We start from the raw sequence: 23,517 nt of genomic DNA on the forward strand, positions 1-23,517 counted from the left end.
TTCAATGCTCCACCGACGTCGGGGAGCGCCCGTCAACTGCGCTAGTGCCCGATTCTTACGAGGACGATCCCGATGAGCACCAGGGACGCGCAGGCAATGCGCTGCATTCCCAGCCTTTCCTTGAGCAGGAACGTTGAGATCAGAGTGACGAACAAGACGCTGCTTTCTCTGAGGGCTGATACGGCACCCAGTGGGGCGCGCGCGTACGCCCACACGGCAATCCAGTAGGCGCCAATCTGCATGATGCCAGCGAGCGAGATCAGCAATCCGGTCCTGAGATCCGTGTTGACGAATGCCGACCTGCCTCTCCACATCACGACGATGAGCGCCGTAGCGATGCCGTCGCCGATCGTGAGAAGCACGCCGAACTGCAAGGCCGAGGCCGAATTCCTGGCGCCGAGGCCGTCAATCAAGGTATATGAAGCGATCATGGCGCTCGTCAAAAGCGCGTAGGCCGTCCCCCGCCGGCCGCTCTCACCCCTGCGATTCCCAACCGCAATGGCCAGCACGCCGACGCTGAGACACGCAATTCCGATCATTTCTGGAACGGTCGGCAGCTCGAGCAAGACCGTCGCGGCGGCCAGCGTCACCAGAAGCGGCGCCCCGCCCCTCGCAATTGGATAGACATGTCCAAGATCACCATGCTGGTAAGCGGATGCAAGGACAAGATGGTAGACCGTGTGGAGCACGATGGAGACTGCCAGCAGCTCCCATGACGTTGCCAGCGACACTCCAATGAACGGGAGCGCAAGAAGAGAAGCGACGCTTCCGACCAGGGTCGTCAGTGCCATCACGACGACCTTGTCACCTCCAATCTTGATTGCGCTGTTCCAAACGGCATTCATCAACGCGGCGACCAATACGGCCAAAAGGACATCATTCGTCACAGCGTCGATTTCCTCAGCGCGTAGCTTTTGCGGTCAGGTCAACACTGACGGAGCGGTCCCTGTTTGAATTTCCATCCGTCGCGGGTAAAGTTGAATTTTCTAGCGTGAGCCGTCAGAAAATCTGAATGCGAAACTTCAATCTCGACCAGCTCCAGACTCTCATCGCCATCGCAGATCTCGGAACCTTGGCGGCAGCCGCGCAAGCGCTGCATCTCGCACCGCCGACCGTCAGCCTGCACCTCCGCGAGCTGGAATCGCGGATTGGCACACGACTACTCGATCGCGGACATCGTCGAGCCAGCCTGACGCCGGCTGGCGTCGCTTTGGTTGAGGGCGGACGTCAATTGCTGGCGAACGCGGAAGACCTGGGCCAGCGGGTTCGAAGGCGCGCCGAGGGAAAGGAGGGAATTGTACGAGTGGCGACTTCTGCCGGGGTGAACTCCCAACTGCTGCCAGCTGTGTTGTCGCTGCTTGGCCAACGCAACGCAGGCGTCGAAATCAAGCTCCAGGTCATGAGCTCTGCCGAAGCCATGATAAGGCTGCAGGCCGGTGGGATCGACATCGGGATTGTTGCAGTCCCGCAACCGTTCTGCGCCGGGGTCAGGATTACGACCTGGCGCAATGACCCGATGGCTGCCTTTGTGCCCAACGATTGGGAAGCTCCTGCACGGGTGACGCCGCAATGGCTGGCCACTCGTCCATGGATTACGCTCGAGCCCAAGACCCAGATGTACCTTCTCGTCGCCGCTTGGTTCGGAAAGGCCGGGCTCGTCCCAAAGCCGCGAATGCAGATCAACTATCCTGAAGCAATATTGAGCCTGGTCTCAGCAGGCCAAGCCGCAGCAATCCTGCCGCTTCCACACGCTCATGACCATGATCGCAGCAATTTCCAAGTGAGAAGGCTACGCCCGAACCTGATCCGATCACTTGGTCTTGCGCACCGGGCATCAAAGTCCGCCGACCCTGCGGTTCTCACGGTGCTGCGTACGTTGCAGGAATTCTCCATGCTGTGACACCGCGGCTGGTACGTGTCGCTCGCGACGCGATCCCAGAAGGAAGTTTGACCGCAATCACGACGTGGAAGCGGACGAGCGGGAATCCCCGGTCGTTCCGTGCGATTGTCCGCTCGTCCGCCCCTATCGTCTCAGTCGTACAGCACCGCTGCGATCTTGGCGTCGCCGATGTTGGATTTGTCGTACCAGTAGAAGCCGGTGTCGGTGACCTTGGGCAGCTTCTCGCCCTTCAGGGCCTTGACGGCGGCGTCGACGGTGCAGCTGCCGATGCCGATCGGGTTCTGGGTGATGGCGCCGGCCATCTCGCCCGAGTTGATCGCGGCCTTCTGCTGCTTGCCGGAATCGTAGCCGATCACGACGATCTTCTTCTTCATCTCCTTGACGCCGTTGAGCACGCCGATCGCCGAGCCTTCGTTGGCGCCGAAGATGCCCTTGACGTTCGGGTTGGCCTGCAGGATCGACTTGGTGATCTCGGTCGACTTCAGCTGATCGCCGCCGCCATACTGCACGCTGACGATCTTGATGTTTGGATGCTTGTCCTTCATCTGCTTCAGGAAGCCGTCGCGGCGGTCGATGCCGGTGCGGCTGGTCTGGTCGTGCACGACGACGGCGACCTCGCCGGCATCGCCGATCAGACCCGCCATCTTGTCGGCGGCGAGGCCCGCCGCGGCGAGGTTGTCGGTGGTGCAGGTCGTCAGTGGGATGTCGCTGTCGACGCCGGAGTCGAACGCGATCACCGGGATCTTGCCCGCCTCGGCCTTCTTCAGCAGCGGAATCGCGGCCTTGGAGTCGAGCGCGGCAAAGCCGATCGCCTGCGGCTTCTTGGCGAGCGCAGCCGAGAGCATGTCGATCTGCTTGTCGACCATGGCCTCGGTTTCCGGTCCCTCGAAGGTGATCTTGACGTTGGCGGCCTTCGCGGCCTGCTCGGCGCCGAGCTTCACGGCCTGCCAGAACTGGTGCTGGAAGCCCTTGGACACGAGCGGGATGTAGACGTCTTCGGCGCGGGCGCCTGCGGACACGCCGGCAGCGATGAGGGCGCCGAGCGCGACGCCCAGGAGATGCTTCTTCAACATGGGGGTTCCTCCGTTGGTGATGCTGATTGTCTCGTTTGACATGGTTGTTGTTGCAATGGCCGCCGCTGAGGGCGGCCGGCGTGGTCTCCTCTGGCATTAGGCGCGGTTTCGCCTGAGCATGTCGGCATAGACGGCGAGAATGATGATGATTCCGGTGACGACGAACTGCCATTCCTGCGCCACCGAGAGGATACGCAGGCCATTGGTCAGCACGCTCATGATGAAGGCGCCGATGATGGTGCCAAGGATGGTGCCGGTGCCGCCGCTCAGCGACGTGCCGCCGATCACGACCGCGGCGATGGCGTCGAGCTCATAGCCCTGGCCGAGCGCCGGCTGCGCGGAATTGATGCGCGAGGCGATCAGCAGGCCCGCCACGCCGCAGATCGCGCCGCCGAGGCCGTAGATGATGATCTTCCAGCGGTCGACATTGACGCCGGAGAGACGCACCGCCTCCTCGTTGCTGCCGATGGCGAAGGTGTAGCGGCCGAGCGCGGTGCGGTTGAGAACGATCGAGGCCAGCACCGCCATCACGATCAGGATCAGCGCCGCATTGGGAATCGGCAGGTCCGGCACGATGGCGCCGAGCAGCGAATCCTGCGAGATCATCGAGAAGTTCTCGGTGTTGGTGAAGTAGATCGGCTTGCTGCCGGAGACGACAAGGGCCAGGCCCTTCAGCACCAGCATCATGCCGAGCGTGGCGATGAACGGCGGCACCTTCATCTTGGTGATGACCGTGCCCGACAACGCCCCCGACAGCGCGCCGGTGACGATCGCAGCGATGACGCCCGTCCACATCGGCAGCTCCCAATAGGTCAGGAACACGCCCGCCATGACCGCGCAGAACGTCATCAGCGTGCCGACCGACAGGTCGATGCCGGCGGTGATGATGACGAAGGTCGAGGCGATCGCCAGCACGCCGTTGACTGCCGTCGCCTGCAGGATGTTGATCATGTTGTCGGTCTGCATGAAGGCCGGCGAGGCGAAGCTGAAATAGATCATCAGCAGCACCAGGCTTGCGAACGCCAGCAGCTTCTGCAGCGCCGCGGGGCCGAGCAGCCGGCGACGCAACGCGGCGACAGCGCTGCTCGGCGCGATTCCGTCCTTGTGATCCTTGACCAGTGCCGGGTCGCTCATGCCGTCAGCCTGCCTTCATGGTTTCGCGCTGGGTGGCCAGCTGCATGATCCGCTCCTGCGTAGCCTCGTCCGGCGACAACTCGCCGGTGATGCGGCCCTCGCACATCACGACGATGCGGTCGCTCATCCTGATCACTTCCGGCAGCTCCGAGGAGATCATCACGATCGCCTTGCCCTGGTCGGCCAGCGCGCGCAGCAGCCGGTAGATCTCGTTCTTGGCGCCGATGTCGATGCCCCGCGTCGGCTCGTCGAAGAACAGGATGTCGCAATCGCGATCCAGCCATTTGGCGATCACGATCTTCTGCTGGTTGCCGCCGGACAGCAGCCGGACCTGCTGCGACGCCGACGGCGTGCGGATGTTGAGCATCTTGATGAAGCGGCCGGCGGTGTCACGGATCGCGCGCTTGCGCAGCATGAACTTCATCGCGAGATAGCTCGCGAGATTGGACATCACGACGTTGGACTCGACGTCCATGCCGGTGGCCAGCCCGAAGCGCTTGCGGTCCTCGGAGAGATAGCCGATGCCATGGGAGACCGCATGTGCCGGGGTGCGGATGGTCACGGCGCGGTCGTTGACGCGGATCTCGCCGGTGGGCACGGCGTCGGCGCCGAAGATCGCGCGCGCGACCTCGGTGCGGCCGGCGCCCATCAGGCCGGCGAAGCCGAGGATCTCGCCCTTGCGCAAGGCGAAGCTGACGTCGCGCACCAGCGGGCCGCAATTGAGGCCGCGCACCTCGAGCGCGATCTCGCCGGCGGGCTGCGCGCCGGCCACGCGCGCGTCGCTCAAGGTGCGCCCGACCATCATGCCGATGATGGTCTCGATCGGCGTGGTCGCAGCAGGCACCGTCGCGACATACTCGCCGTCGCGCAGCACGGTGACGCGATCGGAGATCTGCTTCAGCTCGTCCATCTTGTGGGAGATGTAGACGATGCCGACGCCGCGCGCCTTCAGTGCGCGGATCATCTTGAACAGCTCGGCGATCTCGCGATTGTTCAGCGCCGCCGTCGGCTCGTCCATGATCAGGACGCGCGAGTTGAACGACAGCGCCTTGGCGATCTCCACCATCTGCTGCTTGGCGACCGTGAGCCCGCCGACGACGGTGCGCGGGTCGATCGCCAGATTGAGCTGGCCGAGCAGCTCGTCCGCCTGCCGGTTGAGCCGGTCCTCGTCGAGCAGCAGCCCGAACGCCTTCATCGGCTCGCGGCCGATGAAGATGTTCTGCGCCACCGTGAGGTGGTTCATCAGCTGCAGTTCCTGATGGATGATGCCGATGCCGGCCGCCTGCGCCTCGCGCGGTCCGGGGAAGTCGACGCTCGCGCCGTCGTACAGGATCTCGCCAGAGTCCTTGCGGTAGACGCCGGCGAGGATCTTCATCAAGGTCGACTTGCCGGCGCCGTTCTCGCCCATCACGGCATGGACCTCGCCCGCAACCAGGTCGAAGCTGATATTGTGCAGCGCCCGCACGCCGGGGAAACTCTTGCACAGGCCGTGAACGGAAATGAGCGGCGCGGTCATGCGTCAGCGCGCGTGATCAAGCAGGTCGCCCGCCGTCGCCGCAGCGTGGCTCCGCAATTGGCGGCGACCCCATGCATGGCGAGCGACATATCGCATCGCAGCCGCGATCACATTCGTCCTCCCAACCTTCGCATCCGTCGTTCCCGACGGCTGCGAGTCCACGTCCATTCAACGGCGCGGCGTTGGGGTGAGGCTAGTCATCCCGAAATGAAAGTCCATAGGCAAAATTGACAGGCGCGGGCGCTGAACGCGGCAGACGAACACGGGCTGCAACGCTTGATGACTCAATCGAACACAACGCGCGTGAGACGGATTCGAGCAATCTCGGCAACGGGGGTGAGCCCCCCCCCTCCCCCTTGCGGGGAGGGGGGCGCACCGTGCGCGGAGCGCGAACTCGGCGCCAATTACGCCGTGAGCTTCTCCAGCTCCTGGATGATCGCTTCGCCCATCTGCGTGGTCGACGCCGGCGTGGAGCCCTCGGCCTTGATGTCGGCGGTACGCAGGCCGGAGGCCAGCACGGCCGCGATTGCCGCGTCGAGCTTGTCGGCGAGGCTGCCGAGATCGAACGAGTAGCGCAGCGCCATGCCGAACGAGGTCAGCATCGCGATCGGGTTGGCGAGGCCCTTGCCGGCAATGTCCGGCGCAGAGCCGTGCACCGGCTCGTACAGCGCGCGGCGCTTGTGGGTCTTGGCGTCGACCTCGCCGAGCGAAGCCGACGGCAGCATGCCGAGCGAGCCGGTCAGCATCGCGGCGATGTCCGACAGCATGTCGCCGAACAGGTTGTCGGTGACGATGACGTCGAACATCTTCGGATACTTCACCAGGTTCATGCCGCCGGAATCGGCGAGCTGGTGCTCGAGCGTGACGTCCTTGTACTCGCGCGCGTGGACCGCGGTGACGACCTCGTTCCAGAGCACGCCCGACTTCATCACGTTGCGCTTCTCCATCGACGTCACCTTGTTCTTGCGCTTGCGCGCGAGGTCGAAGGCGACGCGGGCGATGCGCTCGATCTCATAGGTGTCGTAGACCTGGGTGTCGACGGCGCGCTTCTGGCCGTTGCCGAGATCGGTGATGGTCTTGGGCTCGCCGAAATATACGCCGCCGGTAAGCTCGCGCACGATCATGATGTCGAGGCCCTCGACGATCTCGCGCTTCAGGCTGGAGGCATCGGCGAGCGCCGGATAGCACACGGCGGGACGCAGATTGGCGAACAGGCCGAGATCCTTGCGCAGGCGCAGCAGACCCGCCTCGGGGCGGACCTCATAAGGAACGCCGTCCCACTTCGGACCGCCGACGGCGCCGAAGATGATGGCGTCGGCCGCCTTGGCCTTGGCCATGTCGGCTTCTGAGATCGAGGCACCATGGGCGTCATAGGCGGCGCCGCCGACCAGACCATCCTCGGTCTCGAACGACGCGAGCCCCTTACCGTTGAGCCAGCCGATCAGCCGCTTCACCTCGGCCATCACTTCGGGGCCGATGCCGTCGCCGGGCAGCAGCAGGAGCTTGTGGGTCGCCATAGTCGTTGTCCTCGTAGGGCTTGTCATGCCCGGGCCTTGCGCGGGCAGCCATCATTCTTGGGATTGCCGGCCTGCCGCCGATCGGGTCGGGGCGGGCGGCCGGCAATGACGGGAGCTGTCAAAATCGGCGGAGTGCTAAAGCCCTCCTGCGCCCTTGGCAAGCCACCATTGCCGGCGCCCCTCTTCTGCCGTGATCGGGCGAGCGGTAATGTGCTGCGAAATCGCGGCCGAACAGCATGAATTACCGGCCGAGCGCCGCGCCGGAGCAGTTCTTGCCAAAGCCCCCGTCCCACCCGACACCGGCCCGCCCGGCGCTGACCAATCTCACGCTGTCATTGGGTCCGATCATCGGTCTCGGCATCGGCCGCTTCGCCTATGCACTGGTGCTGCCGGACATGCGCGACACGCTGCACTGGTCGTATTCGGCGGCCGGGTTCATGAACACCGTCAACGCCGCCGGCTATCTGATCGGCGCGCTGATCGCCTCGCACATGGCCCGGCGCTTCGGCGGGCTCGCCGCGGTGCGCGGCGGCACCTTGGCGGCGCTGGCGTCGCTGATCGTCTGCGCCATGACCGGCGACTTCGTTGCGCTCAGCGCGGCGCGGCTCGTGACCGGGATCGGCGCCGGCGTCGCGCTGGTGGCCGGGGGCGCACTGGCGGCGCGCGTCGCCCTGGCGCGGCCGGCGCAGGCGAGCTTCGTGCTGAGCCTGTTCTATGCCGGGCCGCCGCTCGGCATCGTCATCTCGGGCCTGATCGCACCGTTCGTGCTGCAGGCGTTCGGGCCCGGTTCGTGGTGGATCGTGTGGGCGGTGCTCGCCGGCGTCGGCGCGGTGCTGATCGTGCCGCTGCTGCTGATGCCGGCCCCGGCGAACGCCGCCATGCCGGAGACCCGCGCCGACCGCGTCTCGCTGCGGCCGATGGCGGTCTATCTGTTCGGCTACTTCCTTTATGGCGCCGGCTACATCGCCTATCTCACCTTCATGATCGCCTACGTCCGCGATCTCGGCGGCGGCGCCGCGGCACAATCCGGATTCTGGTGCCTGATTGGCCTCGCCGGCTTCACCACGCCCTGGGTGTGGCGCCGCGTGCTGGCGCTCGACCGCGGCGGCTGGCCCACCGCGCTCATCCTCACCATCAACGCCGTCGGCGCTGCCCTGCCCTCCCTCGGCCATTCGCCGGTCATGCTGACGCTGTCGGCCGCGGTGTTCGGCCTCGCCTTCTCGACGGTGACCACGGCAACGACGGCCTTCGTCCGCTTCAACCTGCCGCAAAGTGCGTGGCCGCGCGCGATCGCGGCGCTGACGATCTCGTTCGGAGTCGGGCAGACCCTCGGCCCGTTCGCCGTCGGCGCGATCACCGATGCGATGGGGAGCCTGACCTATGCGCTGAACGTTTCGGCGGCGTTGTTGCTGCTGGGCGCGGTGATGGCGGCGCTGCAGGGCAAGTTGAAACCCACCGCCAGCGCCTAACAAACGGTGTCGTCCCGGCGAACGCCGGGACCCATACCGCGGAAGCTGTCGAGGGAAATGGCTGGCAGTTGCCTGCCTCATACCGGCCGGTGGTTATGGGTCCCGGCTCAAGGCCGGGACGACAGCGGAGGTTGGCGCCGTCATCCGGCCATATCAGCTGGAGCTCAACTCCCGCTGAACGAATTGTAGCCCTGGTCCTCCCAGTAGCCGCCCTTGTAGTCGTTGGTGACTTCCATCGCGACGACGTATTTGGGGTTCTTGAAGCCGAGCTTGGTGGGAACACGGATCTTCATCGGGTAGCCGTAGGCGCGCGGCAGGATCTGGTCGGCGAACTTGAACGTCATCTGTGTCTGCGGATGCAGCGCGGTGCGCATGTCCAGCGGCGAGTTGTAGCCTTGCGCATCGGCGCAGTTGAACCAGACATATTTCGCCCGAGTATCCGCGCCGATCAGCTTGAGGAAGTCCCGCAGCGGCGTGCCGGTCCAGGAGCCGATCGCGCTCCAGCCCTCGACGCAGATGTGGCGGGTGATCTGCGTGACCTGCGGCAGCGCATGCAGTTCCTCCAGCGTCCACGACTTCTTGTTGTCGACCAGACCGCGGACCTCGAGCTTCCAGTCGGCCGCATCGATCTCCGGCGCCTCGTCGAGCGTGTAGTAGGCATTGAACGGGAACGGCTTGGTGATCGCGCTCTCCGGGAAGGTCGGCGCCAGCGCGTCCGGATTGAACATCCAGGACTGCACGGCGTCGTTGAACTTGGAGACCTTCTTCAACAGCTCCTCGGCGCTGTCGCCGTCGACGACGTCGCAACCGGTCAGCAGGGTGAGCGCGCCGAGGCTCGCGCCGCCGGCAATGAAGCGGCGCCGCGTGAGGTCGGGCATCGCCTTCAGCGAGTCCTTGATCAGAAGCCGCTTGTCGACGCCGGGAATGAGGAACGGGCGCTTGGCCATGATGCAGTCTCCTCTCAGCGGCCGGTGATCATCGCGCGCAGGCTCTTCGGCACCAGCAGCGCGAGCACGATGTGAACCACCAGGAAGGCGCAGATCAGCGCCATGCAGACGAAATGGACGTAGCGCGCCGCCGGGTAGTCGCCGAACAGGCTGACGAGCCAGTGCAGTTGCACCGGCTTCCACATCGACAGGCCCGTCAGCACGACGACGATGCCGACGAGAATGATGCCGAGATAGAGCAGCTTCTGCACGGCGTTGTAGGCGGAGAGATCGTCATGCGACAGCTTGAAGGTCAGCGCGGCCTTGAGATCTGACAGCACGGAGGCCGGCGAGATCGGCAGCAGCTTGCGGCGGAACCGGCCGGTGACGAGACCCGTAACGAGATAGGCCAGTCCGTTCAGCATCAGCAGCCACATCGCGGCGAAGTGCCACAGCAGCGCGCCGCCGAGCCAGCTGCCGAGCGTGATGCTGCGGTCGAAGCGGAAGTCGAACAGCGGCGAGGCGTTGTAGATCTGCCAGCCCGACATGATCATCATGATCATCGCGACGGCATTGATCCAGTGCATGACGCGCACCCAGGCCGGCTGGATCACCTTGGCTTTCGGCGTGCTGATCGTCGTGTCGGTGGCGGCGATGCTGGACATGGCGGGCTCGGTGGTTCGGGGTGGCTCTGGTTCCCACAGATATACGCGAAATGCTGGCGGTCCGTTACGGGCGCAAACCGGCAAATCGGTGCTTTCGCTGGCGGGCCTCTCACAAAAAAGCGAGCCGGGGGTGGCCCCGGCTCGCTCCTGGTCACATCCGCGAGGAGGAGGAAGAAACGGATGTGTCCGGTGTTCCGGCCTGATCCTTACGACGCCGGCATCAGCACGGTGTCGACCACGTGGATGACGCCGTTCGACTGGTTGACGTTCGGGATCGTCACCATCGAGGTGCCGCCCTTGGCGTCGACGATCATGACGTTCCTGCCCTCGCGCTTGACGGTGAGCTGCTCGCCCTCGACCGTCTTCAGCATCTGGCCGTCCTTCAGGTCGGCGGCCTCGAGCTTGCCGGGCACGACGTGATAGGTGAGGATCTTGGTCAGGGTCGCCTTGTTCTCCGGCTTCACGAGCGTATCGACGGTGCCGGCCGGCAGCTTGCCGAACGCCATGTTGGTCGGCGCGAACACCGTGAACGGGCCCTTGCCTTCCAGCGTCTGCACCAGGCCGGCGGCCTTCACCGCGGCGACCAGCGTCGTGTGATCCTTCGAGTTGACGGCGTTCTGCACGATGTTCTTCGACGGAAACATCGCCGCGCCTCCGACCATCACGGTCTTCTCCTCGGCGCGTGCGGGCGCAACGAAGGTCGAGGTCAGCGACAGCGTGCTGAAGGCGGCGGCAGCGAGAAGGGCAATGCGCTTGGACATGGGTAGCTCCCTATGAAAGGCGGCGGCAGGGCCGCAAGATGAGTTCAACTGCGACATTCGATGCTCGTGAGCAGGTGTGCTCTTGCGTCGTGTCGGGCCGAGCTACGCTTTCTCGGGGATGCGAGTTTCGCGTCAAAATTTAACGTGATCCGTGAAACCAACCGCGCCCTCGATCGTCTCGCCCGTTCATTGGCCGAGATGCCGCGCGCCGCAATGTCGCAGCCGGTATCCAACTGATCAGTACGATGTGGGCCATTGGCCGACGACCAATGAGCAAACTCGGCCATTAACTACGATGCCAGCCGAGGGCGGCCAAAGCTGCCGAAAATATTGCGAGTAAGACTTTCTTAAGGTTGATTGGTGGTCACGGCGCCGGCTGCGGGAAGGGGATGTCCTGCACTGTCCGGTGCGATCGGCGGGGGTTTCCAACAGTGAACAGAACGATCTGGATTGCGGGGTTCTGCCTCGTGATAATCTGCTGCTTGCTTGCAACCAAGATGGTGCTGGCCGCGGTCTCGCCGGGCGACCTCGGCAACGAGACGACATCCGCGTTGATGCGCGAGCCCATTCCCGGCGTCGATACGCTAAGCGACTCCGATCGCAGCTTCGAGACGCAACCGGTCGACCTCAATGACGGCGTGCGTCTGCCGCTGGTCTCGAAGGCCGTGCGTGCGGGGCGTAACGCGTCGATCGCGCGCAGGGCAAAGGCGAGCGGCAAGGCCGCGGTGCTGCGGCCCGTCAAGCGCAATCCGGAGTCAGCGAAGACCGCGGCGGTGTCCTGCAAGCAGCTCGACCCGATCGCCCGCTTCCTCGCCACGAACAAGATCGGACCGCGCTGCCAGGCGTGACGGTTGGCCGCGTCAGGCGGCTGCGGCCATCACAACCTGGGCCAGCAGCTGCTCGCGGCGGGTCTGGGAGCGCTGCCCCTTCATGGTGGCGGCGAAGCGTTCGAGAATGCCGTCCTCGAACGCAGTCACGATGGTGTCGTGCACGTAGCTCCGGCGGCAGATCGCCGGCGTGTTGGTGAGCTCGTCGGCGGCGGCGCGGATCGCTTCCAGAATCTGCTTCTTGCGGCCGCGGGCGCTCGCGGCCGGCGTGATCCGCGACAGCGTCTCCAGCGCGACCGCTGACGCCATCAGCGTGCGGAAATCCTTCAGCGAGATCTTGATGCCGGCGATCTCGCGCAGGAAGGCATTGACCTGCGTGGTCGACACCGCGCGGACCACGCGCTGCGCATCACGATACTGGAACATGCGCCGGCCCGGCACGCCGCGCAGAATGCCGACAGCGCGCACCAGCTTGGCGGCATCGCACTCCTTGCGCACCGCCTTGCCGCCCTTGGCCTTGAACGTCAGCACCAGGCTGTCGTCCTCGAGCGTGACGTTCGACTTGAGCAGCGTCGTGGCGCCGCGCGTGCCGTTCAGCCGCGCATAGGATTCGTTGCCGGGACGGATCGCGGTGCGCGCGATCAGCTCGATGACCGCGGCCAGCGCGAATTCGCGCGTCGGCTCGTCGCCGGCGAGATGCTTCGACACCGCGCGTCGGATGCGCGGCAGCGCGCCGACCAGCTTGGCCAGGCGATGCGCCTTGCGATGCTCGCGCACCTTCTCCCAGTCGGCGTGATAGCGGTATTGCAGCCGTCCGGCCGCGTCGACGCCGACCGCCTGCAGATGCAGGTTCGGATCGGGCGCGTAGCGCACCTCGCGATAGGCCGGCGGCACCGCCATCGCATGCAGGCGGCGGATGGTGCCGGCGTGCCGGATCGGGGTGCCGTTGGCACGCAGGAAAGTGTAGCTCTTGCCGCGCTTGATGCGGCGGATCGTCAGCTCGGTCTGGTCGCCGAGCTTCAGGCCGATGCGCTTGGCCAGCTCCTCGACCGAGCTCTTGGCACTGGCCTGCGCATTGGCGGTCTTGGCGTGCGCGAGGTCCTTCAGCGTCAGCTTGCGGCGGCCCGGCTTCGGCGGCCACTGGCCCAGCGCCTTCGCGAGCGCAACCTCGGCATCGGCCGGGCCGACCCGCGGGCTCTCGAAATTCTGCTGGTCGATCATTGCTTTAGACGCCCTGCCGCCGTGCTTGTCCGCTCAATGCCCCGAGCCGGGATTTGGTTCCGGACGGGTTATCCACAGCTTCAAGGCGATTTAGGGCGTCGAAGGCAGAATGGCGAGTCCCTAATTTTGGGCAAAATGGTTCAAAAATACCGTCATCCGGGCTGATCAGGGGTAACCTTGACGATCGACCAGCGTCGCGCGCGCCGGCCGAGGAACGGCTGCCGCAACCTCCGCGCACATTTCTTTGATCCTGCGCAGAACGCCTCCCCGCCGAAGGTCCTACTTGTCTTGGCTTGTCGCCGCCGGTTACGCGGACGCATAGTGCAGATAACGACGGCCTGTGAACGGGGTTCATCCGCGGGCCGCATGGTGGAGGGTGTGAAATGTCCGAGAAGATCTACGACGTTCCGGCCGAGTGGACGAAACGTGCCTTTGTCGACGACGCGAAGTACCAGGAGATGTACGCGCGCTCGATCAAGGATCCCAACGGCTTCTGGGCCGAGCAGGCCAGGCGCGTCGACTGGATCAAGCCGCCGACGAAAATCGAGAACGTTTCCTTCGCCCCCGGCCACATCTCGATCAAATGGTTCGAGGACGGCGTCCTCAACGCGGCCTACAATTGCATCGACCGGCATCTCGCGACCCGCGGCGACCAGACCGCGATCATCTGGGAAGGCGACGATCCGGCCGACTCCAAGCACATCACCTATCGTCAGCTGCACGACGAAGTGTGCAAGATGGCCAACATCCTGCGCAACCGCAACGTCAAGAAGGGCGACCGCGTCACCATCTATCTGCCGATGATCCCGGAGGCAGCCTATGCGATGCTGGCCTGCGCCCGCATCGGCGCCATCCACTCGGTGGTGTTTGCCGGCTTCTCGCCGGATTCGCTCGCCCAGCGCATCAAGGACTGCGACTCCAAGGTCGTCATCACCGCCGACGAAGGCCTGCGCGGCGGCCGCAAGGTGCCGCTGAAGGCCAATGTCGACGCCGCGCTGAACAAGGTCGACAATGTCGACTGGGTCGTCGTGGTCAAGCGCACCGGCGGCAAGATCGAGATGAAGCCGAGCCGCGATCTCTGGTATCACGAGGCCGCGGAGATGGTGACGACCGAATGCCCGGTCGAGCACATGAACGCCGAGGATCCGCTGTTCATCCTCTACACCTCGGGCTCGACCGGCCAGCCCAAGGGCGTGCTGCACACCACCGGCGGCTATCTCGTCTACGCGTCGATGACGCACCAATACGTGTTCGACTATCACGAGGGCGACATCTACTGGTGCACGGCCGACGTCGGCTGGGTCACCGGCCACAGCTACATCCTCTATGGACCGCTGGCCAACGGCGCCATCTCGCTGATGTTCGAAGGCGTGCCGAACTATCCGGACAATTCGCGGTTCTGGAACGTCGTCGACAAGCACAAGGTCAACATCTTCTACACCGCGCCGACCGCGATCCGCGCGCTGATGCAGGGCGGCGACGGCCCGGTGACCAAGACCTCGCGCGCATCCTTGCGCCTGCTCGGCTCGGTCGGCGAGCCGATCAATCCGGAAGCGTGGGAGTGGTATCACCGCGTCGTCGGCGACAACCGCTGCCCGATCGTCGACACCTGGTGGCAGACCGAGACCGGCGGCATCCTGATCACCCCGCTGCCCGGCGCGACCAGGCTGAAGCCGGGCTCGGCGACACGGCCGTTCTTCGGCGTGGTGCCGGAGATCGTCGACGCCGACGGCAAGACGCTGGAAGGCCCCACGGAAGGCAATCTCTGCCTCACCCGCTCGTGGCCGGGCCAGATGCGCACGGTCTATGGCGACCACGAGCGCTTCGAGATGACCTACTTCTCGACCTACAAGGGCAAGTACTTCACCGGCGACGGCTGCCGCCGCGACGCCGACGGCTATTACTGGATCACCGGCCGCGTCGACGACGTCATCAACGTCTCCGGCCACCGCATGGGCACCGCCGAGGTCGAGAGCGCGCTGGTCGCGCATCCGAAGGTCTCGGAAGCTGCCGTGGTCGGCTACCCGCACGACATCAAGGGCCAGGGCATCTACGCCTACGTCACCCTGATGGCCGGCGAGACTCCGAGCGAGGAGCTGCGCAAGGAGCTCGTCGCATGGGTGCGCAAGGAGATCGGCCCGATCGCCTCGCCCGACCAGATCCAGTTCTCACAGGGGCTGCCGAAGACGCGCTCCGGCAAGATCATGCGCCGCATCCTGCGCAAGATCGCCGAGGACGAGCCGGGCGCGCTGGGCGACACCTCGACGTTGGCCGATCCCGCCGTCGTCGACGACCTCGTGCAGCATCGGCAGAACCGCAAGCCGGCGTAGGACATCGCGAGCCGGCGGGCGCCATGCGCGGCCGCCGATTCGTCAAGCGTCGAGACACTCCCGCGGCTGATTCCGCGGGAGTGTTGTTTTTGTGTCATTTACTTGGAGACGAAGTTTTCCTTTCCTCAAGCCATCCGAGCGCTTCCGTCGGGGAGCGGGCACCGACGTCAACGGGTGGGGGAATGGCGATGCGGCTGGCGGCGATCAGGACGGCAAAGGCAGTCTCGTTTGCAGCGGCCGCCCTCGGCGCGCTGGTCGTCACGAGCGGCACGGCATCGGCCCGGCCCGAGTTGGTCGGCATCGCCGGCGACTTTTCGCCGGGCACGATCGTGGTGAAGACCGGCGAGCGAAGGCTCTATCTCGTGCTCGATGGCAGCCACGCGATGGTTTATCCGGTTGGTGTCGGCAAGGCCGGGCGGCAATGGGCCGGCACGACGAAGATCGATGGCAAGTACAAGAACCCGGCCTGGGCGCCCCCCGCCGACGTCAGGCGCGACAAGCCCGAGCTGCCCGACGTGATCCCCGGCGGCTCGCCGCGCAATCCGATGGGCGTGGCGGCCATGACGCTGTCGGGCGGCGAATATGCGATCCACGGCACCAACGTGCCGAACTCGGTCGGCGGCTACGTCTCCTACGGCTGCATCCGCATGCTCAACACCGACATCACCGATCTCTACGAGCGCGTGTCGATCGGCACCACGGTGGTGGTCACGCGCTGAGGCGGCCAACCGGCGCGCGGGGAGCGTCGCCGCGCATCGTCTCAGAAGTCCGAGATGATTCCCTTGTTCTCCCAGTCGCCGTAGCGCGTCGGTTCCGGGCCCTTCGGTCCCTGCAACTCCTTCGGCCGCGGCGTCGCCTGCTCGGCGGCGCGCCGGCGCCGTTCCTCGGCCTCGGCCAGCGCGCGCTGCGCGGCAGGCGTCAGCGGCTTGCGCGGAGAATCATTGCTGGCGACCACGGCCAATGCGGGCTTGCTGTTCGGACCGCTGTCGGACTCGTTGCTCATCGTACCATTCCACCGTTCATCCGGATCGTTCCGGACCTCATCAGATCGTGTGACCACCCATGAAAAAACAGGGCTAATAAAAGCAGAGCCGATTCTTAGATTTGGCATATTCCGGTGGCAGAGGACCCGCAAGCTGATGGCATGCACCCGATCGTCGCGGAACTGCCTTTCTTCTCTTCGCGAGTGACTCCCCCGCATGCCCCCGCCGCGTTTCGCGACCCCTTCCGAAGTCCCCGGCCTCGCAGCACGGCGGATCGCTGCTGACGTCGTCGATGGCGTCTTGCACAAGCATCGCACGCTCGACGACCAGCTCGATGGCAGCGGCGCTCATCCGGGACTGAAGCACCTCGCCGACCGTGACCGCGCGCTGATGCGCCGGATGGTCGCAACCACCTTGCGGCGGCTGGGCACGCTCGGCCATGTGCTGTCGCGGCTGCTCGATCGCGGCGTTCCGACCGATGCACCCCGCGCGCAGAGCGCGCTGCTGATTGGCGCCGCGCAGATTCTGTGGATGGATGTTCCCGACCACGCCGCCGTCGACCTCTCGGTCCGGCTGGTGCAGGCCGACCGGCGCGCCGCCAAATACGCGGGTCTCGTCAACGCCGTGCTGCGGCGCTGCGCGCGCGAGGGCGCGGGCCTCCTCGAGGAGGTGAAGGGCCAGCCGCTCGACATTGCTCCGTGGCTGTTGAAGCGCTGGACCGCCCATTATGGCGAAGCGACCGCCAGGGACATCGCGGCCGCGCTGGGCCAGGAGCCGTCGCTCGATCTCACCGTCAAGTCGGACCCGTCGCAATGGGCGACGCGGCTGCATGGCGAGGTGCTGCCGACAGGGACCGTCCGCACCTTGCTGCACGGCTCAGTGACCGTCCTGCCCGGCTTCGCTGAAGGACAATGGTGGGTGCAGGACGCGGCCGCCGCGCTGCCGGCGCGCCTGTTCGGCGACGTCACCGGAAAGACCATCGCGGACCTGTGCGCTGCGCCCGGCGGCAAGACCGCACAGCTCGCCCATGGCGGCGCCCATGTCACGGCCGTGGACCGTTCGCCGGCCCGCATGAACCGGTTGAAGGACAACATGACCCGGCTGCAGCTGACGGCCGAGACGGTGGTCGCCGACGCTGCCGAGTGGCAACCGGCGCAGGCCGGCAGCTTCGACGCCATCCTGGTCGATGCGCCCTGCACCTCGACCGGCACCATCCGCCGCCATCCCGACGTCGGCTGGCTGCGCAGCGAGGCCGACATCACCGGCCTGTCGGGCCTGCAGGCGCGGCTGCTGACCAGGGCCGCGAGCCTGCTCAGGCCAGGAGGAACCCTGGTCTATTGCACTTGCTCGCTGGAGCCCGAGGAGGGCGAGCAGCTGGTCGACGGCGTCCTCGCCGGAACGAGCGAGCTGCGGCGCATCCCGATTACCCCGGGCGAGGTCGCCGGACTGGCGGAGCTCATCACCGAGGCGGGCGATCTGCGAACTCTTCCCAGCCATTTGCCGCACCAGGATCCACGTCTCGGGGGTCTCGACGGTTTTTATGCGGCGAGACTGGAGCGGCGGCCTTGAGCGTGTCATCGTGCATGACGTGCGTCGGCCTGCGCCGGTAGCGGGTTGAGGCGTCCGCGTTGCGTCAGTCGGTTAAATCCTGAATTTTGCACCAGATTCTGGTCCCGCGATGGTGCTGCACCGGGGCCAAAAATGGTGTATCGGCGGCAGTTGCGATCTATGAAGGGTCCGCAACCGAATCCCCCCTCTGAATCCAAGGCTTGGCGTGTCCGCCGCTCAACGCAGACGCATATCGACGCTGGTAGCAGGCCGCTTCGCGCGGAGCCTGATCTCGCATGTCGGCGGGGCGTCGGTATCGGTGACCGGATTGTGGCCGGGACGCGCCGATCGGCTGATCATCGCCCCGCACGACCTACGCACGTCGGACGCCACTCGGGCGGCGGAGATCTATGCCGGCCGCTTCGTGTTCGCCGGCAAGATCGTGACCTGCCACGGGCGCTCGATCTTCGACCTCGAGCCGCCGTCGGAGGACTGGGAGGTCGCGCTGCTCGGCTTCGGCTGGCTGCGGCATCTTCGCGCAGCCGACACCGCGCTGACCCGTGCCAATGCCCGTGCGCTGGTCGAGGACTGGATCACCAACCAGATCGGGCGGCATCCGCTGAGCCGCCGCGCCGACGTGCTGGCGCGCCGCGTGATCTCGCTGCTGTCGCAGGCGCCGCTGGTGCTGGCGGATTCCGACGGCAAGTTCTACCGGCGCTATCTGCGCGGGCTGAGCCGTGAAATCCGCTATCTGCGCTATTCGACCATCGACATTCCGGATGGGGTGCCGCGGCTGCAGGTGCTGATCGCACTGTGCTACGCCGCGCTGTGCCTCGCCAACCAGTCCAAGCACGTCCGCAGCGCCAGCCGGAAACTCTCCGACGAGCTGCAGCGCCAGATCCTGCCCGACGGCGGCCACGTCTCGCGCAATCCCGGCGCGCTGATCGAGCTCCTGATCGACCTGCTGCCGCTGCGCCAGACCTTCGCCGCGCGCAACATCGCGCCGCCGCCGGCGCTGCTCAACGCCATCGACCGCATGATGCCGATGCTGCGCTTCTTCCGCCACGGCGACGGCAACATGGCGCTGTTCAACGGCATGGGCGGCACGCCGTCCGACCTGCTGGCGACGCTGCTCGCCTATGACGACACCTACGGCACGCCGATGGCGAACATGCCGCATTCCGGCTTCCAGCGCCTGGATGCCGGCGCGATGACCGTGATCGTCGACACCGGCCCGCCGCCGCCGCCGCATCTCAGCCACGAGGCGCATGCCGGCTGCCTGGCGTTCGAGCTGTCCTCAGGCGCCTGCCGCATCGTGATCAATTGCGGCATGCCGTCCACCGGCCGCGACAATTGGCGGACCTTCGCGCGCAGCACCGTGGCGCATTCGACGCTGACCTATCACAACACCTCGTGCTGCACCTTCGTCGAGATGTCGGCGATGAAGCGCCTGCTGCATGGCGCGCCGATCGTGTCGGGCCCGACCCGCGTCGAGAATTTCCGCGAGACCGTGCCCGACGGCACCGTGCTGTCGACCTCGCACAATGGCTACGCGGCGAAGTTCGGCCTGATCCATCGCCGCGTGCTGGTCGCCGCCAATGACGGCTCGCGTCTCGACGGCGAGGACACCGTGACTCCGGCGCAGGGCGCGCGGCTGCGCGGCACCGGCTCCGACTACACGCTGCGCTTCCATCTGCATCCGGCGGTCAAGGCCAGCCGGCTCAGCGACGGCCGCGGCGCGATGCTGGTGCTGCCCAATCGCGAGGTCTGGACGTTCGAGACGGCCGACGACCTTGTCGAGCTGGAGGACAGCGTGTTCCTCGCCGGCAATGACGGCCCGCGCCGCACCACCCAGCTCGTCATCCGCCAGGACGCCCAACAGGCCCCCTCGATCCGCTGGAGCTTCGTGCGCTCGTCGACCTCCCCGAGCGAAACCAATGCGCGCCGGAACGCGCGGCGTGAGCCGGAGCTGCCGCTGTGAGCGGTGGCGGTCAGTAAGCAGCCTTTTTAGGACGGTAATACGAACTGGCGCCGCAATCACTGTGCGCTCCCTCTCCCCGTTCTTCACGGGGAGAGGGTCGGGGTGAGGGGCAGCCGCACGGGCAGTGCATCCATCTACAGCGAAATTCGCCTTGCTCAGCTTGGCACAAGATCCATCTCTACGGCGTATCGCGTCCTGGCGCGGCCGTGCCTGTCCGAAAAATCTCTTGTGGGGTTGCCGATGTGCCATGCCCCTCACCCGGATTGCTGCGCAATCCGACCTCTCCCCGCGAAGGGCGGGGAGAGGTTGTACCGTGCATGCCGGCAGAGATTGCCTCAATGATTCAGCGTACCATCGTGAGCGCGGCGAACGGCCATAGCTACGAGCTGAAACACACCCCCGTTGTCGCCGCCGGCAAAAGCTGATATCCACCCGGCTCTCGCGCGACTGGCGACTTTGGATGGAGCACCATCGGGGAGCGCGGGATCGACCGCCGTGCGCCTGGGCAAATTGAACTCCTGCAACAGGACTCTTTGCCATGACCAACCAGCTACGTCCCGTCCGCCGTGCTCTGCTCTCCGTGTCCGACAAGACCCGCCTGGCCGACTTCGCGCTGGCGCTCGCAGCCCGCGGCGTCGAACTGATCTCCACCGGCGGCACCGCCAAGGCGATCGCCGAAGCCGGCTTGAAGGTGAAGGATGTCTCTGACCTCACCGGCTTTCCCGAGATGATGGACGGCCGCGTCAAGACGCTGCATCCGAAGGTGCATGGCGGCCTGCTCGCGATCCGCGGCAATGACGAGCACACCGAAGCGATGCAGACCCACGGCATCGCGCCGATCGACCTGCTCGTCGTCAACCTCTATCCGTTCGAGGCCACGGTCGAGCGCGGCGCGCCGTTCAGCGACTGCATCGAGAACATCGACATCGGCGGCCCGGCGATGATCCGCGCGGCGTCGAAGAACCACGGCGATGTCGCGGTCGTCGTCGACGTCAACGACTACGAGGCTGTGCTCGAGGACCTCGCGCGCCACGACGGATCGACCACGCTGCTGCTGCGCCGCCGGCTCGCCGCCAAGGCCTATGCCCGCACCGCCGCCTATGACGCCGCGATCTCAAACTGGTTCGCCGCCACCATCCAGAACGACGCGCCCGATTATCGCGCGTTCGGCGGCAAGCTGATCCAGTCGCTGCGCTATGGCGAGAATCCGCACCAGCACGCGGCGTTCTACGCGTTGCCCGGCCGCCGCCCCGGCGTCGCCACTGCGCGGCAGATGCAGGGCAAGGAACTGTCCTACAACAACATCAACGACACCGACGCGGCCTATGAGTGCATTGCCGAGTTCGATCCGGCACGCACGGCCGCCTGCGTCATCGTCAAGCACGCCAACCCCTGCGGCGTCGCCGAAGGTCCCGATCTCGTCACCGCCTATCAAAAGGCGCTGGCCTGCGATTCCACCTCGGCGTTCGGCGGCATCATCGCGATGAACCGCAAGCTCGACGCGGCCACCGCGCGCGCCATCACCGGCATCTTCACCGAGGTGATCATCGCGCCCGACGCCACCGACGAGGCGATCGCGATCATCGCCGGCCGTAAGAATCTGCGGCTGCTGCTCGCCGGCGACCTGCCCGATCCGCGCGAGGCCGGCCTCACCGCCAAGACGGTGGCCGGCGGCCTGCTGGTGCAGAGCCGCGACAATGCCGTGGTCGACGACATGACGCTCAAGGTCGTCACCAAGCGCGCGCCGACCGAGGCCGAGCTGCGCGACCTGCGCTTCGCCTTCCGCGTCGCCAAGCACGTGAAGTCGAACACCATCGTCTATGCAAAGGACTCGGCGACCGTCGGCATCGGCGCGGGCCAGATGAGCCGGGTCGATTCGGCGCGCATCGCCGCGCGCAAGGCGCTGGATGCCGCCGCGGAGCTGAAACTGGCTGAGCCGCTGACCAAGGGCTCAGTTGTCGCGTCCGACGCGTTTTTCCCGTTCGCCGACGGCATGCTCGCCTGCATCGAGGCCGGCGCGACTGCGGTCATTCAGCCGGGCGGATCAGTGCGCGACGACGAGGTCATCAAGGCCGCCGACGAGCACGGCATCGCCATGGTGCTCACCGGCGTCCGGCATTTCCGGCACTAGTCAGGTCGTCATTGCCGGGCTTGAACCGGCAATCCATCATCCAGAGAAGAGTTTATCGAAGGGAGATGGATGCCCGGGTCAAGCCCGGGCATGACGTTCCGCGTTCACCCGCGCCAGCAGCACCAGCCCGGCCGCGAAGAACAGCACCAGCACGGCCATGCCGGCCTTCTGGCTCGCGGTGACAGCGGTGATGATGCCGATCAGCAGCGGGCCGATGAACGACGTCACCTTGCCGGTCAGCGCGAACAGGCCGAAATACTGCGCCACGCGCTCCTTCGGCACCATGCGGATCAGCAGCGAGCGCGATGCCGCCTGCAGCGGCGCGCCGCAGGCGCCGATGACGCAGCCGAGCAGCAGATAGGCGCGCTCCGGCAGCGAGGCGAACAGCGGTCCGCCCGGAACGACTGATGTCACCGGAATGAACAGGATCGAATCGCGGCTCACCAGCAGGATCGCGATGATCGCGAGCAGCAGCAGGCTCATGCTGCCGGCGATCACGCGCTTGGGTCCAAGCCGATCATCGAGCTTGCCGCCGAGCCAGCCGCCAAAGGTGCCGGCAGCGGCGAGGATGATGCCGAAGGTGCCGATCTGGATCGTGTTCCAGCCGAACGTGCCCGCCGCATAGATGCCGCCGAACGCAAACAGCGAGACCAGCCCATCGGTGTAGATCATGTTGGCGATGAGAAACAGCGCCACGTCGCGCTGCTGCGGCAGGCTGCGCAAGGTCTGCTTCAACTGGCCGAGGCCTTCGCGCACCGCCACGCCGAGCCGATGCCGCGCCGGAAAATCCGGCGTGAACAGGAACATCGGCAGCACGAACAGGATGAACCAGATGCCGGTGAGCGGCCCGGAGATGCGGTCGCCCTGATGCGTCAGGGGATCGAGCCCGAAAAGTGGCGTGACCCCGAACAGCGTACGGCCGGTGTCGGGATTGGCGGCGAGAAAGCCGAGCACGATGACCAGCGACAGAATGCCGCCGACATAGCCGGTGGCCCAGCCGGTGCCGGACAGCCGGCCGATACGCTCGGGCGGCACCAGGGTCGGCATCATCGCATTGTTGAACACGGTCGCGAACTCGACGCCGATGGTGGCGATGACATAGGCCGCGAGCAGCGGCGGGATCAGCTCGGGCGCGCCGGGTCGTCCGATCCACATCAATGCGGAGCCGATCACCAGCATGCCGCCGAACACCGCGATCCACGGCTTGCGTCGACCGGTGGCGTCGGCGATGGCGCCGAGCACCGGTGACAGCAGCGCAATCACCATGCCGGCTGCGGCGGTCGCGAATCCCCATAGCGCCTGACCACTGGCGGCATCAGGCGCGACATGCGCCGCGAAATAGGGGGCGAAGACGAAGGTCGTGATCAGCGTGAAATAGGGCTGCGTCGCCCAATCAAAGAAGATCCAGCTGACGACCGCGGCCCGACCGGGATAGGTTCGGCCGTCGACGGCGTCGGAGGTCTCGATCGTGGTGACGGCCATGCGGAAATCCTCTGGGATCACGGTGTCGCGGTTTTACGCCGGCGATGAGGCCC

Annotated in this window: 19 protein-coding genes and 1 riboswitch; of the genes, 8 read left to right on the forward strand and 11 right to left on the reverse strand. The window is 65.9% G+C overall.

Translation table 11 applies throughout. From position 1 onward, the window contains the following. Window positions 1-41 precede the first annotated feature (41 nt). The gene (locus ACQR07_RS30270; RefSeq protein WP_434905729.1) at window positions 42-887 is read right to left on the reverse strand and encodes an EamA family transporter; all 846 of its coding nucleotides are present in this window, start codon (window positions 885-887) and stop codon (window positions 42-44) included. Window positions 888-1,012: 125 nt separating this feature from the next. Here ACQR07_RS30270 and ACQR07_RS30275 point away from each other — a divergent pair, with 125 nt between their 5' ends. Continuing rightward, window positions 1,013-1,900, forward strand: a complete 888-nt coding sequence (locus ACQR07_RS30275) for a LysR family transcriptional regulator (RefSeq protein ID WP_434905730.1) — start codon at window positions 1,013-1,015, stop codon at window positions 1,898-1,900. A 131-nt stretch (window positions 1,901-2,031) separates the two neighbouring features. Here ACQR07_RS30275 and ACQR07_RS30280 read toward each other — a convergent pair whose 3' ends face one another. The 4 genes from ACQR07_RS30280 to leuB form a co-directional block, all read right to left on the reverse strand. Continuing rightward, window positions 2,032-2,973, reverse strand: a complete 942-nt coding sequence (locus tag ACQR07_RS30280; protein ID WP_434905731.1) for an ABC transporter substrate-binding protein — start codon at window positions 2,971-2,973, stop codon at window positions 2,032-2,034. A gap of 96 nt (window positions 2,974-3,069) precedes the next feature. Beyond that, a complete protein-coding gene (locus ACQR07_RS30285; RefSeq protein ID WP_434905732.1) occupies window positions 3,070-4,107 on the reverse strand; it encodes an ABC transporter permease in 1,038 nt (345 codons plus the stop codon). Window positions 4,108-4,111: 4 nt separating this feature from the next. Further along, window positions 4,112-5,623 carry a sugar ABC transporter ATP-binding protein gene (locus tag ACQR07_RS30290; RefSeq protein WP_434905733.1) on the reverse strand — a complete coding sequence of 504 codons (1,512 nt, stop codon included), beginning with the start codon at window positions 5,621-5,623 and terminating at the stop codon, window positions 4,112-4,114. Window positions 5,624-6,027: 404 nt separating this feature from the next. Continuing rightward, window positions 6,028-7,140 (reverse strand): 3-isopropylmalate dehydrogenase, encoded by a 1,113-nt coding sequence (gene leuB, locus ACQR07_RS30295; protein ID WP_434905734.1) that lies wholly within the window; start codon window positions 7,138-7,140, stop codon window positions 6,028-6,030. Between the two features lie 272 nt (window positions 7,141-7,412). Between leuB and ACQR07_RS30300 the strand changes: the two genes are divergently transcribed. Beyond that, window positions 7,413-8,609: a YbfB/YjiJ family MFS transporter gene (locus tag ACQR07_RS30300; protein ID WP_434905735.1), complete on the forward strand. Its 1,197-nt coding sequence runs from the start codon at window positions 7,413-7,415 to the stop codon at window positions 8,607-8,609. Between the two features lie 164 nt (window positions 8,610-8,773). On the opposite strand, the gene ACQR07_RS30305 is transcribed toward ACQR07_RS30300, so the two are convergent. The 3 genes from ACQR07_RS30305 to ACQR07_RS30315 form a co-directional block, all read right to left on the reverse strand. Continuing rightward, entirely contained in the window at window positions 8,774-9,556 is a 783-nt protein-coding gene (locus ACQR07_RS30305) for a molybdopterin-binding protein (RefSeq protein WP_434905736.1), read from the reverse strand. 14 nt (window positions 9,557-9,570) lie between these two features. Beyond that, window positions 9,571-10,200 (reverse strand): cytochrome b/b6 domain-containing protein, encoded by a 630-nt coding sequence (locus tag ACQR07_RS30310; RefSeq protein WP_434905737.1) that lies wholly within the window; start codon window positions 10,198-10,200, stop codon window positions 9,571-9,573. Between the two features lie 206 nt (window positions 10,201-10,406). Continuing rightward, complete coding sequence (locus ACQR07_RS30315; RefSeq protein WP_434905738.1) at window positions 10,407-10,961, reverse strand: fasciclin domain-containing protein; 555 nt, start codon at window positions 10,959-10,961, stop codon at window positions 10,407-10,409. Between the two features lie 482 nt (window positions 10,962-11,443). Here ACQR07_RS30315 and ACQR07_RS30320 point away from each other — a divergent pair, with 482 nt between their 5' ends. Then, window positions 11,444-11,809 (forward strand): hypothetical protein, encoded by a 366-nt coding sequence (locus ACQR07_RS30320; protein WP_434905739.1) that lies wholly within the window; start codon window positions 11,444-11,446, stop codon window positions 11,807-11,809. Window positions 11,810-11,821: 12 nt separating this feature from the next. Here the strand turns inward: ACQR07_RS30320 and ACQR07_RS30325 are convergent, their stop codons facing one another. Further along, window positions 11,822-13,009 carry a DNA topoisomerase IB gene (locus ACQR07_RS30325; protein WP_434905740.1) on the reverse strand — a complete coding sequence of 396 codons (1,188 nt, stop codon included), beginning with the start codon at window positions 13,007-13,009 and terminating at the stop codon, window positions 11,822-11,824. Between the two features lie 383 nt (window positions 13,010-13,392). On the opposite strand from ACQR07_RS30325, the gene acs reads away from it, so the two are divergent. Beyond that, window positions 13,393-15,339, forward strand: coding sequence for an acetate--CoA ligase (gene acs, locus ACQR07_RS30330; RefSeq protein WP_434905741.1), 1,947 nt, complete (start codon window positions 13,393-13,395; stop codon window positions 15,337-15,339). A gap of 182 nt (window positions 15,340-15,521) precedes the next feature. Next, window positions 15,522-16,058 carry a L,D-transpeptidase gene (locus ACQR07_RS30335; protein WP_434905742.1) on the forward strand — a complete coding sequence of 179 codons (537 nt, stop codon included), beginning with the start codon at window positions 15,522-15,524 and terminating at the stop codon, window positions 16,056-16,058. Window positions 16,059-16,099: 41 nt separating this feature from the next. Here the strand turns inward: ACQR07_RS30335 and ACQR07_RS30340 are convergent, their stop codons facing one another. Continuing rightward, complete coding sequence (locus ACQR07_RS30340) at window positions 16,100-16,342, reverse strand: DUF1674 domain-containing protein (RefSeq protein ID WP_434866500.1); 243 nt, start codon at window positions 16,340-16,342, stop codon at window positions 16,100-16,102. 196 nt (window positions 16,343-16,538) lie between these two features. Between ACQR07_RS30340 and ACQR07_RS30345 the strand changes: the two genes are divergently transcribed. The 3 genes from ACQR07_RS30345 to purH all read left to right on the forward strand — a co-directional run bounded on the left by ACQR07_RS30345 (window position 16,539) and on the right by purH (window position 21,982). Continuing rightward, window positions 16,539-17,891 (forward strand): RsmB/NOP family class I SAM-dependent RNA methyltransferase, encoded by a 1,353-nt coding sequence (locus tag ACQR07_RS30345; RefSeq protein ID WP_434905743.1) that lies wholly within the window; start codon window positions 16,539-16,541, stop codon window positions 17,889-17,891. A gap of 268 nt (window positions 17,892-18,159) precedes the next feature. Next, window positions 18,160-19,851 carry a heparinase II/III family protein gene (locus tag ACQR07_RS30350; RefSeq protein ID WP_434905791.1) on the forward strand — a complete coding sequence of 564 codons (1,692 nt, stop codon included), beginning with the start codon at window positions 18,160-18,162 and terminating at the stop codon, window positions 19,849-19,851. 433 nt (window positions 19,852-20,284) lie between these two features. Next, window positions 20,285-20,365, forward strand: a riboswitch (ZMP/ZTP riboswitch). 24 nt (window positions 20,366-20,389) lie between these two features. Beyond that, window positions 20,390-21,982 carry a bifunctional phosphoribosylaminoimidazolecarboxamide formyltransferase/IMP cyclohydrolase gene (purH, locus tag ACQR07_RS30355; protein WP_434905744.1) on the forward strand — a complete coding sequence of 531 codons (1,593 nt, stop codon included), beginning with the start codon at window positions 20,390-20,392 and terminating at the stop codon, window positions 21,980-21,982. A 78-nt stretch (window positions 21,983-22,060) separates the two neighbouring features. Here purH and ACQR07_RS30360 read toward each other — a convergent pair whose 3' ends face one another. After that, complete coding sequence (locus tag ACQR07_RS30360) at window positions 22,061-23,464, reverse strand: MFS transporter (protein WP_434905745.1); 1,404 nt, start codon at window positions 23,462-23,464, stop codon at window positions 22,061-22,063. Window positions 23,465-23,517: the final 53 nt, after the last annotated feature.

This window comes from Bradyrhizobium sp. HKCCYLS20291 (genome assembly GCF_051167715.1).
Classification (GTDB): Bacteria; Pseudomonadota; Alphaproteobacteria; order Rhizobiales; family Xanthobacteraceae; genus Bradyrhizobium.

Bases quoted from the DNA above. Each gene is read 5' to 3' on its own strand.
- ACQR07_RS30275 (WP_434905730.1), top strand. From the start codon at position 1,013: ATGCGAAACTTCAATCTCGACCAGCTCCAGACTCTCATCGCCATCGCA.
- ACQR07_RS30280 (WP_434905731.1), bottom strand. From the start codon at position 2,973: ATGTTGAAGAAGCATCTCCTGGGCGTCGCGCTCGGCGCCCTCATCGCT.
- ACQR07_RS30285 (WP_434905732.1), bottom strand. From the start codon at position 4,107: ATGAGCGACCCGGCACTGGTCAAGGATCACAAGGACGGAATCGCGCCG.
- ACQR07_RS30290 (WP_434905733.1), bottom strand. From the start codon at position 5,623: ATGACCGCGCCGCTCATTTCCGTTCACGGCCTGTGCAAGAGTTTCCCC.
- leuB (WP_434905734.1), bottom strand. From the start codon at position 7,140: ATGGCGACCCACAAGCTCCTGCTGCTGCCCGGCGACGGCATCGGCCCC.
- ACQR07_RS30305 (WP_434905736.1), bottom strand. From the start codon at position 9,556: ATGGCCAAGCGCCCGTTCCTCATTCCCGGCGTCGACAAGCGGCTTCTG.
- ACQR07_RS30310 (WP_434905737.1), bottom strand. From the start codon at position 10,200: ATGTCCAGCATCGCCGCCACCGACACGACGATCAGCACGCCGAAAGCC.
- ACQR07_RS30315 (WP_434905738.1), bottom strand. From the start codon at position 10,961: ATGTCCAAGCGCATTGCCCTTCTCGCTGCCGCCGCCTTCAGCACGCTG.
- ACQR07_RS30325 (WP_434905740.1), bottom strand. From the start codon at position 13,009: ATGATCGACCAGCAGAATTTCGAGAGCCCGCGGGTCGGCCCGGCCGAT.
- acs (WP_434905741.1), top strand. From the start codon at position 13,393: ATGTCCGAGAAGATCTACGACGTTCCGGCCGAGTGGACGAAACGTGCC.
- ACQR07_RS30335 (WP_434905742.1), top strand. From the start codon at position 15,522: ATGGCGATGCGGCTGGCGGCGATCAGGACGGCAAAGGCAGTCTCGTTT.
- ACQR07_RS30340 (WP_434866500.1), bottom strand. From the start codon at position 16,342: ATGAGCAACGAGTCCGACAGCGGTCCGAACAGCAAGCCCGCATTGGCC.
- ACQR07_RS30345 (WP_434905743.1), top strand. From the start codon at position 16,539: ATGCCCCCGCCGCGTTTCGCGACCCCTTCCGAAGTCCCCGGCCTCGCA.
- purH (WP_434905744.1), top strand. From the start codon at position 20,390: ATGACCAACCAGCTACGTCCCGTCCGCCGTGCTCTGCTCTCCGTGTCC.
- ACQR07_RS30360 (WP_434905745.1), bottom strand. From the start codon at position 23,464: ATGGCCGTCACCACGATCGAGACCTCCGACGCCGTCGACGGCCGAACC.